This is a genomic window from Ktedonosporobacter rubrisoli, assembly GCF_004208415.1.
GTDB lineage: Bacteria > Chloroflexota > Ktedonobacteria > Ktedonobacterales > Ktedonobacteraceae > Ktedonosporobacter > Ktedonosporobacter rubrisoli.
Window position 1 is genome coordinate 8,951,645 of the sequence record NZ_CP035758.1, and the last position, 13,354, is coordinate 8,964,998.

At 54.8% G+C, this 13,354-nt stretch carries 9 protein-coding genes; all 9 read left to right on the forward strand.

The features are described 5' to 3' along the window. Positions 1 to 28: 28 nt before the first annotated feature. The 9 genes from EPA93_RS38770 (at position 29) to rpoB (ending at position 13,088) form a co-directional block, all read left to right on the forward strand. Positions 29 to 868 (forward strand): [LysW]-aminoadipate kinase, encoded by an 840-nt coding sequence (locus EPA93_RS38770; RefSeq protein ID WP_129892661.1) that lies wholly within the window; start codon positions 29 to 31, stop codon positions 866 to 868. Further along, positions 865 to 3,276 (forward strand): [LysW]-lysine hydrolase, encoded by a 2,412-nt coding sequence (locus EPA93_RS38775; RefSeq protein WP_129892662.1) that lies wholly within the window; start codon positions 865 to 867, stop codon positions 3,274 to 3,276. Before EPA93_RS38770 ends, EPA93_RS38775 begins: the two co-directional genes overlap by 4 nt. Next, complete coding sequence (locus EPA93_RS38780; protein ID WP_129892663.1) at positions 3,276 to 4,424, forward strand: LeuA family protein; 1,149 nt, start codon at positions 3,276 to 3,278, stop codon at positions 4,422 to 4,424. The genes EPA93_RS38775 and EPA93_RS38780 overlap by 1 nt, the downstream gene beginning before the upstream one ends. Beyond that, positions 4,412 to 5,662 carry a 3-isopropylmalate dehydratase large subunit gene (locus tag EPA93_RS38785; RefSeq protein ID WP_129892664.1) on the forward strand — a complete coding sequence of 417 codons (1,251 nt, stop codon included), beginning with the start codon at positions 4,412 to 4,414 and terminating at the stop codon, positions 5,660 to 5,662. The genes EPA93_RS38780 and EPA93_RS38785 overlap by 13 nt, the downstream gene beginning before the upstream one ends. Positions 5,663 to 5,708: 46 nt before the next feature. After that, positions 5,709 to 6,197, forward strand: coding sequence for a 3-isopropylmalate dehydratase small subunit (locus EPA93_RS38790; protein ID WP_129892665.1), 489 nt, complete (start codon positions 5,709 to 5,711; stop codon positions 6,195 to 6,197). Then, positions 6,194 to 7,276 carry an isocitrate/isopropylmalate family dehydrogenase gene (locus tag EPA93_RS38795; protein ID WP_129892666.1) on the forward strand — a complete coding sequence of 361 codons (1,083 nt, stop codon included), beginning with the start codon at positions 6,194 to 6,196 and terminating at the stop codon, positions 7,274 to 7,276. The genes EPA93_RS38790 and EPA93_RS38795 overlap by 4 nt, the downstream gene beginning before the upstream one ends. A gap of 341 nt (positions 7,277 to 7,617) precedes the next feature. Then, positions 7,618 to 8,433 carry a hypothetical protein gene (locus tag EPA93_RS38800; protein ID WP_129892667.1) on the forward strand — a complete coding sequence of 272 codons (816 nt, stop codon included), beginning with the start codon at positions 7,618 to 7,620 and terminating at the stop codon, positions 8,431 to 8,433. Positions 8,434 to 8,868: 435 nt separating this feature from the next. After that, complete coding sequence (locus tag EPA93_RS38805) at positions 8,869 to 9,072, forward strand: hypothetical protein (protein WP_129892668.1); 204 nt, start codon at positions 8,869 to 8,871, stop codon at positions 9,070 to 9,072. Positions 9,073 to 9,590: 518 nt separating this feature from the next. Further along, positions 9,591 to 13,088 (forward strand): DNA-directed RNA polymerase subunit beta, encoded by a 3,498-nt coding sequence (rpoB, locus tag EPA93_RS38810; protein WP_129892669.1) that lies wholly within the window; start codon positions 9,591 to 9,593, stop codon positions 13,086 to 13,088. Positions 13,089 to 13,354 lie beyond the last annotated feature (266 nt).

Below are 13,354 nucleotides of genomic sequence, written 5' to 3' on the forward strand. Positions count from 1 at the left end.
GGGGAAGGTTTTAAAGAAGGAGCTTACTATGACACTAGTGATAAAGATTGGTGGTGGTGCAGGTGTCGCCACGTCAAGCATTGTGCAAGAGATAGCGCAGTATGTTGCCGATAAACGTGAGAAGCGACGCGTGGTCCTGGTACATGGTGGCTCTGATCTCACCAACACACTCTCGCGACGCCTGGGACACGAGGCACGTGTGATCACTTCTCCCAGCGGCATGACAAGTCGCTATACCGATAGCGAAACGCTAGGTATCTTTGCCATGGCTGTAGCCGGCCAGATCAATACTGAGCTGGTGGCTTTGCTGCAGCGAGAAGGTGTCAATGCGCTTGGCCTGTCTGGCGTAGATGGCAGATTGCTGCTGGCCAGGCGTAAAGAGGCTGTGCGCTCTGTCCTGCCTAACGGGCGCATCCAGATTATACGCGATGACTATACAGGGCAAATCGAGCAGGTGAACAGCCAATTGCTGGAGCAACTGCTAGATGCAGGCTTTACGCCAGTAATTGCTCCCCTGGCCTTGAGCTATAAGGGCGAGCGACTCAACGTTGATGGAGATCGCGCCGCGGCAGCCGTGGCTACTGCCTTGCGGGCCGAGGCCCTGGCCATTATGACAAATGTTCCCGGATTACTGCGCAATCCAGATGATCATACCTCGCTTATACACAATATCTCTGCTGATCAATTACAAGATGCTATGCAATACGCACAGGGACGTATGCGTAAGAAATTGTTAGGAGCACAGGAAGCTTTGCAAGGTGGAGTATCACACGTATATATCAGCAATGCGACCTTAGCAGAGGTCGTCAACGGGGCGGGTACAACGATTGAAGCAACGAATATAGCTGTAAGAAGGGTTCTCGTATGAGCACAATAATCGATCTCGAAAATACCTATACCAGTGGTGTCTATAGCAAGCGCCCCGTTGCTATAGTCCGTGGCAGCGCTGCCTTACTCTGGGATGACGAGGGGCGCGAATATATCGATTGTGTTGCCGGCCATGGTGTAGCCAGTATAGGGCATGGACGCTCCGAGGTCGCGGCAGCCCTGGCGGCCCAGGCGCAGCGCATCATCACCTGTCCTGAAATTGTCTATAACGATGTGCGGGCTCGCTTGCTCGAACGGCTGGCTCAGCTCACGCCGGAAGGGCTCTCGCGCATTTTCCTCTGTAATAGTGGCACTGAGGCTGTTGAGGGCGCGTTTAAATTTGCGCGCCTGGCTACCGGGCGAACTGGCATTGTGGCAGCGCTGCGTAGCTTTCATGGCCGCAGCCTTGGCGCGCTTTCAGCAACCTGGGAACCGCATTATCGCGAGCCCTTTGCCCCACTCCTGCCGGGCGTAACTCATGTGCGCTACAACAATCTTGACGCCGCACGGGAAGCAATTACTGAGCAGACAGCAGCCGTGATTATCGAACTTGTGCAAGGTGAGGGCGGCGTGCATGTGGCCACTGAAGAGTATGTAGCTGGGCTGGCGGCGCTCTGCCGCGAGCGGGGAGCGCTGTTGATAGTCGATGAGGTACAGACGGGCTTTGGTCGTACAGGAAAGCTATTCGCCTGCCAGCATTACAATTTGCAACCCGATATTCTCTGCCTGGCCAAAGCGCTGGGGGGAGGCGTTCCCATGGGGGCGATCTGCCTGGGACCACGGGTGACCGAGAGCGGGCGCATTACCAGGGGAGCACATGGCAGCACCTTTGGCGGCAATCCGCTGGCCTGTGCCGCGGCCCTGGCTACGCTTGACATCCTTGAACATGAAGCTTTGCCCGCGCGCTCTGCAGAACTGGGAGCTTATGCCCTGGCACGCCTGCGCGAACTTAATTCCCCTTTGATCCGCGAGGTGCGCGGCCTTGGCTTAATGATCGGTATCGAGCTGGGCCGGCGCGTGCAGCCATACCTTGAGAAGCTTTGCGAGCGCGGTGTACTGGCCTTACCGGCCGGACCAAATGTCTTGCGCCTCCTGCCTCCACTGGTGATTAGTCGAGAGCAGCTTGACCGGGTAATCGAGATCATCGCCGAATTGCTGGTTCCGGCGGCAGCAAACGGGACAGGAAGCGGCAATAGCTCCGGGCGGGCCATGCTGAATGGCAATGCCCTGGCCCAGGGCGAGAACGCTGGCAGCGCAGCTTCGGCGCTAGCACAGCAGCCGGAGAGTGCGGCGGCCACTGCTACCGCGACCCTCGTGAGAGCCGAGCCCTCCCGCGAGGTCAGACTCCTACAAAGTATGCTGACAATTCCCAGCTATTCCGGCCAGGAAAGCGCGCTGGCCCAGTATCTGGTAGAACAGGCTCGGGCGTTAGGACTGCGCTCTTATGTTGATGAGGCCGGCAACTTTATTGCCAGCGTCGGTGAAGAGTATGAGCAGGCGCCTATAGTTTTGCTGGGCCATATGGATACTGTGCGCGGCAATATCCCCGTGCGCCTGGAGGACGATATCCTCTACGGACGCGGCGCTGTCGATGCCAAGGGACCGCTGGCCGCCTTTGTCTGTGCTACAGCGCGCCTGGCGCAATCAGCCACCTTGCAGCGCCCTATCATCATCGTCGGGGCTGTCGAGGAAGAGACGGTAACCTCGCGAGGTGCGCGCGCCGTCGTCGAGCGCTATCGGCCCGAGGCCTGCATTATCGGCGAACCGAGCGGGAGCCAGGCCGTAACCATCGGTTACAAGGGCTGCATGATCATTGAGGGAAGCGTGACCCGCCAGCTCAGCCATACGGCGGCGCCGCTGCAGAGCAGCAATGAGATCGCCGTGGCATTCTGGGAGCGCGTCCGCACGCACGCCGAGGCCTGGAATCAGCAGCACGCCGGAAGCTCAAGCTTTGCCGCTCTGCTGCCTTCACTGCGCGCGATTAATAGCACACACGATGGCTTAGAAGAGCAGACGAGCTTCACGATCGGGTATCGCTTGCCGCCTGACTACGATATTGCCGGTTTACGCGCGCAGCTTACAGACTGGGCGCAGACAGAAGATATACAGCTAAGCTTTATGAGCCGAGAGGTGGCTTTCCAGACCACGCGAGCGGTACCCGTGGCTCGTGCCTTTGCGACGGCAATCCGCACTACCGGCAAGCAAGCCACGTTTAAATATAAGACGGGGACATCGGATATGAATGTAGTTGGGCCGGTCTGGGGCACAAATATTGTGGCCTATGGACCCGGTGACTCACGCCTCGACCATACGCCACAGGAACACGTTCGGATCGGCGAGTATATTCACGCTATTGCCGTGCTCGAACTGGTATTACGCAGGCTGGCGGGTCAGGAGGACGCTGCATAATGAGATCCCTAGCAATTCTCGACTCAACCTTGCGCGAGGGAGAGCAGTTTTCTGGAGCGTTCTTTCATCTGGAACAACGCTTGCAGATAGCCCGCTTGCTCGATGCGATAGGCGTCACGTATATTGAGGTGCCTTCGCCTATCGCCTCACCCGAGACCCACGAAGCCGTGCAGGCTCTGTGCGCGCTCAATCTGCGCACGCAGATAGTCGCCCATGTGCGCTGTGCGGAAAGGGACGTAGAGGCGGCTCTGGCCACCCCTGTCGCCGGCCTCAATCTCTTCTACGGCACCTCAACCGAGCTGCGTTCTTATAGTCATGGACGAAGGATCGATCAGATTATTGCCGATGCTGTACCCTTGATCAAGCGTGTGCGCGAGGCGGGCCGTTATGTACGCTTTTCGGCGGAGGATGCGTTCCGCAGCGATCTGGTTGACCTGTTGACAGTTTTTGATGCAGTAATCGAGGCGGGCGTGCAGCGCATTGGCTTGCCCGATACTGTAGGGATTGCCACTCCACGCCAGGTTGAGCGCCTGGTCCACCTCTGTGCTGAGCGCTATCCACAGATAGGCATTGAGTTTCATGGCCACAATGATACAGGTTGTGCCATTGCCAATACCGTGGCAGCTCTGGAGGCGGGTGCTGATTGTCTTGATGTCACGGTCCTGGGTATCGGCGAGCGCAACGGTATTGCCTCACTGAGCGGACTGATTGCCCAGCTCTATATTCACTATCCAGAACTGATTGCCAGCTATGACCTGGAGAAGCTCGCTTCTCTCGATCAATATGTCGCGGAAAGTCTTAACCTGACCATTCCTTTTAATATCCCAATTACCGCGCCTGGTGCCTTTACCCATCGGGCCGGAGTCCATACAAAGGCTGTATTGCAAAATCCGCGTGCCTATGAAGTGCTCAACCCCAGCGATTTTGGCCTGGCGCGCCATATCGATGTTGGGTCGCGCTTCACCGGACGCTATGCCGTTGGCCATCGCGCCGCTAGCCTGGGCCTCCAGCTTGGCAGCGACGAGGTTGTGCAGCTTACACAGGCCCTCAAAGAGCGGGCCGAACAGGGCTCGATGAGCCTGGAGGAAGTTGACACATTTATTCACACATGGTATCAGCAGAAAGGAAATTTAGTATGGGAACGCTAACCGAAGAGATATTTAGTTACAAGCTTGGTCGCACCGTCGAGCAAGGTGAGACCGTCGTGGTTGATGTTGACCATGTGATGAGTCACGATACAACGTCTCCGCTGGCAATTCAGGCCTTTCGCAAATTGACCCAGCAGAATGGGGGCCGCATCTTTGATTCGCAGCGCGCGCATTTTGTCTTTGATCATATCGTGCCGGCTGCCACGATCGCAGCGGCGACGTTACAGCGCGATATTCGTACGTTTGCCCGTGAGCAAAATGTAGAGATCTTGCAGGAAGGTATCTGCCACCAGGTGATGCCCGAGAAGGGCTATGTGACGCCGGGCTCTATCATCATTGGCGCCGATAGCCACACCTGCACCTATGGTGCGCTTGGCGCCTTTGCTACTGGCATGGGCTCGACCGATATCGGCGTGGCCTATGCCACCGGCCGTACCTGGTTTCGCGTGCCCTCGACCATCAATATTCGCCTGACCGGTACGCTCTCATCAGGGGTTTATGCCAAAGATGTCACGCTAGAGATGGTGCGCCGGGTCGGCGTTGATGGGGCAAACTATCGGGCCATTGAATATACCGGCGATCTGGTTGAGCGCTTTTCGGTGAGCGAACGCTTTACTTTCTGCAATATGGCTATCGAGATGGGCGGCAAGGCCGGGCTGGTGGCGCCAGATGCCACGACCCAGGAATGGCTACGTGGTCGCACTGATCGCGAGTATCCAATGCTGGCCCCGCACAATCCGCGCTATGAGCGGATTGTTGAGATCGATGCCTCCGCCCTGCGCCCGCTGATTGCCTGTCCGCCCGATGTCAATAATGTAGTTGCTGCCGAAGAGGTCGAGAATGTCAAGATTGACCAGGTTTTCCTCGGCACCTGCACGAATGGTCGCCTTGACGATCTGGCAATCGCCGCCAATATGCTACGCGGCAAGCGCATCCATCCCGAAATCCGCATGGTTGTTGTTCCGGCCTCGCGTGAGGTCTATCTTGAAGCAATGCGCCTTGGCTATCTTGAGACGTTTGTCCAGGCTGGCGCATCTGTCGGTACGCCCGGCTGCGGTCCCTGCATCGGCCGACACTATGGCGTTCTGGCTCCCGGCGAGCGAGCATTGACGACGATGAATCGCAACTTCACCGGTCGTATGGGTGATCCTACCGCCGAAATTTATCTTGGTAGCCCCGCGACGGTTGCCGCGACGGCTTTAACCGGCCATATCACTGATCCACGGAATTTCTTATAGTCAAAGATGCTCGCAGTGTTAAAGAAGATGAAAGGAACGCAAGAACATGGGTCGTATCTGGATGCTTGGCGATAATGTAAATACTGATGTGATTATTCCTGGTCGCTATAATGTTACAACTGACCGGGCAGAACTGGCTCGGCACTGTTTGTGCGAGGTCTTGCCAGAGTTTGCGCCTAACGTGCAGCCGGGGGACGTCATTGTGGCCGGCCATAACTTTGGCTGTGGCTCTTCGCGCGAGCATGCCCCTTCGGCTATTCTGGGCTGCGGCGTAAAAGTGGTCATTGCGCGTAGCTTTGCCCGTATCTTTTACCGCAATTCCGTCAATATTGGCCTGCCAATCCTGATCTGTGATGAGGTCTCGCAGGCAAGCGCCGATGGTCAACAGATAGATGTGGACCTGGAGAGTGGGCGCATCCAAAATCTGACCACAGGCCAGACCTTCCAGGCCGAACCTTTACCTCCCTTCGTGGCGCGTATCGTGGCCGCTGGCGGGATTATTGAATATATCCGGCAGGAAGGAACATTGCGATGATGCGCTGGTCCGGGCAGGGAAATCCAACGATATGTGTGATCGCGGGCGATGATTCGGCGCCAGAGGTTGTGCTACCCACGGTAGAGATACTGCGTCACCTGGCGCCAGGGCTAGATTTTCGCCCGGCGCTCAGTGGTCGCGAGGCCCAGGAGCGCTATGGGGAGACCTTTCCGGCTGAGACCCGTGCGGCTATCGATAGCGCTGACTGTACGCTATTTGGGGCCAGCGGTGGCCCCAGCCGACCGATCCTCTGGTATCTGCGTTGGGGCAAAGAGACCTATGTGAATATCCGGCCTGTACGCTGGTTCCCGGGTTATAACAGCCCCATGCGCAACCCTGAGCGCATCGATTATGTCATCGTGCGTGATAATCTGGAAGGGATGTATCCGCCGCGTGAAGGGAACCTGGCTGAGCTGGCTGCGCTGCCAAGTAGTACCGGCTGGTGGCAGGCTCCTCCCGTCGAGAAAGTTGGCGCCTATTCGGTTCGCTTGTGCACCGATGAGCAGATGCGTCGCGTTGCCGTTGCGGCCTGCGAACTGGCCGTGCAGCGCCAGGCTCAGGGCTATCCTGGCCGCGTAACGCTGGGTGCCAAATACTCGATCCAGCCGCGTACAGATGGCCGCTTCCGCGAGATCGTGCGGGCTGCGGTAAGCGAGTATGCCGGCCTGACGTATCAAGAGTTCCTGATTGACGATCTTGCTCGGCGCTTGGTTGCAGTCCCCGAGACGTTGGATGTCGTCGTCCTGAATAACGAGCATGGCGATATTCTTGCCGATGCTGCAAGTGGTACTATCGGCGGCCTGGGACTTTCTCCCAGCGCCTGCTATGGCGAAGGCTATGCCTACTTTGAGCCGGTGCATGGCTCGGCGCCTGATCTTGCTGGCAAGAACGTGGTTAATCCAACGGCTATGCTGCTCTCGGGCGCCTTGATGCTTGATTACTTTGGCTATGCAGAGCAGGCGCAGGCTTTGCGTGATGCGGTGGCGCGTGTCTATCGGGAGGGCGCAGTTCTGCCGGTTGACCAGGGTGGTCAGGCCAGCACCACAACCTTTGTCGAGGCCGTGAGCACGCATCTGTGAGCCAAACTGCAATCTTTAGCATAATCTGATCAACGCTATTCCCTTTTTGCTGATGAAATAAATAGCCTTCTGGCAATCTGTCAAGGATCTTTCTTGATAGATGCAGAAGGCTATTTATTTTGTATTTTTCTTTTAGGGTTGCGTTTCATTAATTACCAGGTAATTATGTTATATTAAGAGCTATTAGTAGCGTAATATGATAAGTAGGGAAACAGATAAGCAACAGCCGAAGGGAGAAAAGCTTCTTCTTTATCAATGTTACCGTCACTCCCTGCGCGCCTAATGCTGCTTTGTCTTGTGTTTTGTGTCAAGAGTGTTACGAGAGGATTGCTACCACGAATATGCAAGTCATCGATAATGAACAAGCGTTCTCTGAAGAGGAACTGGCTAATTACTTTGCCGAGCCTCCCAAGGTTTTAAGTAAGAGCACGCGAAACGCATTGTTATTTTTGCTTGTTATAGGAGTTATCGCTTTCCTGCTTACACTAGCGGATATGCATAATCCGTTACTCCTCCTTCCGGTAATTCTCGGCTGTGTCGGCCTGAGTATACCACTTATTGCTGAGCGCATTATTCTGGCCAGATATAATGCACTGCTGCAACCTACAGACGAGGAATATAATACCTGGGTAAAGAGCAGGCGCTCTTCGCTTTGCCAGTATGGGATGCAGAAGTTAGGTTTACAGTCGGAAGATATTATTGGTGAGCCGCTGGAAGTATGGGGTATTATCTGGTCACACTTCTGGGAGGCAGACTACTATCATCGTTATGGCTGTCCAGTCCTGGTGAAGCAGGGAGAAGATGGCCTTTTACATGCCAGCATTTACCGTTTTACCTTTTTCTATCCAACCCAACACTATATCGCCGTTTTCAGTGGAGATGTAAATGCCCTTGGGCCGCAGCATTTTGAACTGACATGGACTTACTTTTATGACGATATTGTAGGTGTCGAAACTACAGCCTTTGCCCTGACTCTGGGTGATGGAACCTATAATATGCAACGCTTTGAGCTGCGTGTCTCCAGCGGCCAGGCTGTTGGGGCTACTGCCTATGCCCAGGAAGTTTCTATTGATCAGACTGTGCAGTCGCTGCGCGCGCTGCTTCGTGATAAGAAGTATGGTATTCGGGGAGGAGAAAGAAATATAGCGGATGATTAAATGTATGAACATATTTTATACATAAATTGCGACAAATTTTGTTGCTATAAAGGAGCGCGAACGGCCAGAAAACATTTCCCCAGGCCTGCTCGCGCTCATTATTGTGAGTACTAGCCCCTGTAACATTTTGCCAGGAATAACGTCTATATATATGAGTACGTTTGTTAATTAACGGCAGGAGAATGCCAGAGTTGCTGGCACTTCTAGGCATGAAGGAGAGGTGTGGGCGTCCAAAGATCACTCTATTGTAATTACTCAGCAAAGGTTTTTGTGTTGTAGAGCAGGTATTTCGGATTTGCAGATTGCAACAAAATTTATTTTTCGTTGAAACAATTTTGTTACAATCTTTTCATATTCTCTTTACATTCAGGGTTTATACTGTTAATGTCACAGCAAAGATTTTCCGTCCGTGAGGTGAAACGAAAGGAATTGGTCATGGGAGAACAGGTTTTATCCCAACAAGATTGCTTTATTTACATCTCCTCTTTACAGGAGAAGATGCTTGCTCCCGTGCAAATTGAGCAAGCTAGATCCATGCGCGAAGAACTCAATTCACCTCTGGCCTACGATAGCCGCGATTCTTGGGTTAGGATACCGCTCGAAGGAAAAGTTATTGTGTACGCGCATTTGTGGGATTAGTTAATATTTTGTCGTTGTAGAGAAGATTTGTAATTGTGAAGTATGGAAAATAGTTGTAGTTACCCACCATCCGGGCTGCAAAGCGGCAGCGCAAAGGATGGTGGTTTACTTTTATAACGCATCCTTAAATAATTTTCGCGTGCTCAGGCTTCTCTCTATATAGATATATTTCTTTAGTACGCACACTGTCACCTCTGGCGGTGTGCTGTTTTTTGAGGCTTGACGGCAGAGGACGAGAAGAGGGCGATCACTATTTTATGGAAATCTTTGATCCCATTATTATTCTATCACATCCTGTCTACTAGCACACTGCCATTTTGGCCGATTTTTTTTGGCCTTCTTTCCCGTATACTCTGATGGAAACGATATACCCTGGCGTATTTTGCGGTGAAGGCACTCCCTTGAGCAAAAAGATCTCTCGTGTTTGTGTTCAAAAAAATATCTGCTTCATCAGGCTGAGCCAGGCCTCGTCGTGTGCGCAAGGTGTCACCTAGAGATGAAAGAGGAGAAGAAACGCTATGGCGGCAAGCAAGAAAACTGCCCTATTCCCGGAACGTGTCTCGTTCGCACGCATACCAGATATACGGCCCATGCCTGGCCTGATTCAAATCCAGCTTGATTCTTTTGAATGGTTTAAGAAAGAAGGGTTGCGCGAACTCTTTGCAGAAATCTCTCCAATCGAAGATTTTACGGGCAAAAATTTAAGTCTGGAATTTCTTGTTCCCCCTGACCCCTTTGGCAAGCCGAAATACTCAGAGGATGAGTGCCGCGATCGTGATACGACCTATGCAGCTCCTCTCAATGTGAAGGCACGCCTGGTCAGTAAAGAAACTGGCGAGATCATCGAGAAGGATGTCTTCATGGGGGATTTCCCTCTGATGACCAAGGAAGGCAGCTTTATTATCAATGGTACAGAGCGCGTAGTAGTCAGCCAGCTGGTGCGCTCCCCCGGCGTCTACTTTACCGCCGACGAAGACGCGACCACCGGCAAAAAGCTCTTTGCCGCCAAATTGATCCCGGGACGCGGCGCCTGGCTTGAGTTCGAGACGAGCAGCAAGAACTTGCTCACCGTCAAGATCGATCGCAAGCGCAAGCTGCCGGTGACCACGCTCTTACGCGCGATTGCCAGCCTGTCCCGCGAGCAGTGGCATGCCGAGGAGCTCGATCTCTCCTCCGATCAGGGCATCCTCAATGCCTTTGCTGAGGTCGATAACAATCCCAACGTGCATTATATCCAGGCCACCCTCGATCGTGATCCTGTCAAGAGGGAAGAGGAGGCGCTGCTCGAACTGTACAAGAAGCTGCGCCCGGGAGATCCGGCGACCCTTGATAACGCGCGTTCGTTGGTCAAGAATCTCTTTTTTAATCCCCGCCGCTATGATCTTGGCAGCGTGGGACGCTATAAGATGAACCGCAAGCTGGACCTGGCAGTTCCCCAGAGCCAGCGCATTTTGACCCAGGATGATCTTGTGCATATCATTCGTCGGCTCATCGCCCTCAACAATGGGCGAGGACGCAAGGATGACATCGACCATCTTGGCAACCGGCGCGTGCGCTGTGTGGGCGAGCTGATCCAGATGCAGTTCCGCGTGGGCCTGCTACGCATGGAGCGGGTGGTCAAGGAGCGCATGAGCATCCAGGAGCCCGGCCAGGCCACGCCCAACGCCTTGATCAATATCCGTCCTGTGGTGGCGGCGCTGAAGGAGTTCTTTGGTGGCAGCCAGCTCTCCCAGTTCATGGACCAGACCAACGCCCTCGCCGAGATCGGAGTCAAGCGTCGTCTCTCCGCACTGGGTCCTGGCGGTCTCTCGCGTGAGCGCGCGGGTATGGATGTACGAGACGTGCATCAGTCCCACTATGGACGCATTTGTCCCATTGAGACCCCGGAAGGTCCTACCATTGGCCTGATCGGCAACCTGGCGACCTATGCTCAGATCAACCCTTACGGCTTTGTGGAGACCCCGTACCGTAAGGTTTACAGGCGCCTGAAGGCCAATGACCCGCACCTGGTGGGACGCGAGTTCCGCGGGGTGATCGGCCATGAGCGCGAAGACGTCAAGAGTGCTGAGGGCAAAGTGCTCATCCCGGCGGGCAGTCATATGCGCATCGATGAAGCCCTGGCCAGCCAGCTGGCCGCGCTGTTGGGGGAGACCATGGTGCGGGTGCGTCCCTTTGTGACCGAGGAAGTGGATTATCAGACCGCCGACGATGAGGAGAACTTCTGGATTGCCCAGGCCAATGCCCGCCTCACCGAGAACAGCGAGTTTGCCGATGAGCGCGTGCTGGCCCGCTATCAGGGTGAGTTTGCCGAAGTACGCTCCGATAATATCGACTATATGGACGTTTCCCCGCGCCAGATGGTCAGTGTGGCTACCGCGCTGATCCCCTTCCTTGAGCATGACGACGTGAACCGCGCACTGATGGGGGCCAACATGCAACGACAGGCAGTGCCCCTGCTGCGACCGCAGTCGCCCATCTGTGGCACCGGTATGGAGCGGCAAGTGGCCATCGATTCAGGACAGATTCTCATCAGTCAGAGCGAGGGCGAAGTCGTCTCGGCCACCGCCAGACAAATCCAGATCATCGATCCTGAGGGCGAGGTGCACAGCTATCGCTTGCGCAAATTCGTCAGATCCAGCCATGGGACCTGCATTAACCAGCGCCCGATTGTGCGTAAGGGCGATTATGTGACGACAGGACAGGTGATCGCCGATAACACTTCGACCGATAACGGAGAGCTGGCTCTGGGTCAGAACATCCTTGTGGCCTTTATGAGCTGGGAGGGTGGCAACTTTGAGGATGCCATTCTCATCAGTGAGCGCATCGTCAGGGAAGATCTCTTTACCTCCATCCATATCGAGAAGTACGAGGTGGATGCCCGCGATACCAAGCTGGGACCCGAGGAGATCACCCGTGACATTCCCAATGTGGGTGAAGAGGGCCTCAAGAATCTCGACGAGCGCGGCATTATCTATGTCGGCGCTGAGGTTGATGCTCAGGATATCCTTGTGGGCAAGATTACCCCCAAAGGCGAAACGGAGCTGACGGCTGAAGAGAAGCTCTTGCGTGCCATCTTCGGTGAGAAGGCCCGCGAGGTCAAGGATACTTCCTTGCGCGTCCCGCATGGCGAGCGTGGGAAAGTGATCGAGGTCAAAGTGTTCTCCCGCGATGCTGGCGATGAGCTGCCTCCGGGGGTCAATCAGCTGGTGCGGGTGAGCATTGCCCAGAAGCGTAAGATCGGTGCCGGCGACAAGATGGCAGGACGCCACGGCAACAAGGGCGTCATTTCGCGCGTGCTCCCACTTGAGGATATGCCCTTCCTGCCCGATGGCACGCCAGTGGATATCATCCTCAATCCGTTGGGAGTGCCCCACCGTATGAATATCGGCCAGATTATGGAAACGCATCTGGGCTGGGCGGCAAGCGTGCTGGGCTTTAAGATCGCCACCCCGGTCTTTGACGGAGCCACCGAAGAAGACATTGAGGAGTTGTTGCGGCGGGCAGGCTTGCCGGAGAGCGGAAAAGTGCAGCTCTACGATGGGCGTACGGGTGAGCCCTTTGACCATCCCATCACCGTAGGCTATACCTACATGCTCAAGCTTGCCCACCTGGTCGAAGATAAGGTGCACGCTCGTTCCACTGGCCCCTACAGCTTGATCACGCAGCAGCCGCTGGGCGGGAAGGCGCAGTTTGGTGGCCAGCGCTTCGGCGAGATGGAAGTCTGGGCCCTGGAAGCCTATGGCGCTGCCAGTATCCTCCAGGAGATCCTGACGGTAAAATCTGACGATGTGGTAGGGCGCGTGAAGACCTATGAAGCGATCGTGAAGGGTGAGGACATTATGGAGCCCGGTGTTCCTGAGTCCTTTAAGGTGTTGGTCAAAGAACTGCAGAGTCTGGGCATCAACGTTGAAGTCCTCAACGAAGATGAACAGAAGATCCAGTTTGTCGAAGACACCTCAAGTGATGTTATGCCGGAACTAGGTATTAATCTATCCGGTTTCGAAGGAGACCAGTAAGGAAACGCCAGCTTTCTGGTGAGCATTGGCTGATCGTTTGATTTTTACCTGTTAAAATGTTGTTGAGCAGCAGGAAAAGATATTTTTTCCTCTGCTCAAACGCTCAATCAGCTACCATGTAATAGGATTTGTAGCGCGCCTATGGTTTGCTCGCGCGTCTCGAAGACCACGCCCTGCAAGCCGCAGGTCTGGGCTGTTGCAACGTTTGGGGATAATTGCCAATAAATACGATGGAGGTGGGAGGCAATTCCAGGCGAGCGGCGGCG

Coding starts and splice junctions, on each gene's coding strand:
- EPA93_RS38770 (WP_129892661.1), top strand. CDS start 29: ATGACACTAGTGATAAAGATTGGTGGTGGTGCAGGTGTCGCCACGTCA.
- EPA93_RS38775 (WP_129892662.1), top strand. CDS start 865: ATGAGCACAATAATCGATCTCGAAAATACCTATACCAGTGGTGTCTAT.
- EPA93_RS38780 (WP_129892663.1), top strand. CDS start 3,276: ATGAGATCCCTAGCAATTCTCGACTCAACCTTGCGCGAGGGAGAGCAG.
- EPA93_RS38785 (WP_129892664.1), top strand. CDS start 4,412: ATGGGAACGCTAACCGAAGAGATATTTAGTTACAAGCTTGGTCGCACC.
- EPA93_RS38790 (WP_129892665.1), top strand. CDS start 5,709: ATGGGTCGTATCTGGATGCTTGGCGATAATGTAAATACTGATGTGATT.
- EPA93_RS38795 (WP_129892666.1), top strand. CDS start 6,194: ATGATGCGCTGGTCCGGGCAGGGAAATCCAACGATATGTGTGATCGCG.
- EPA93_RS38800 (WP_129892667.1), top strand. CDS start 7,618: ATGCAAGTCATCGATAATGAACAAGCGTTCTCTGAAGAGGAACTGGCT.
- EPA93_RS38805 (WP_129892668.1), top strand. CDS start 8,869: ATGGGAGAACAGGTTTTATCCCAACAAGATTGCTTTATTTACATCTCC.
- rpoB (WP_129892669.1), top strand. CDS start 9,591: ATGGCGGCAAGCAAGAAAACTGCCCTATTCCCGGAACGTGTCTCGTTC.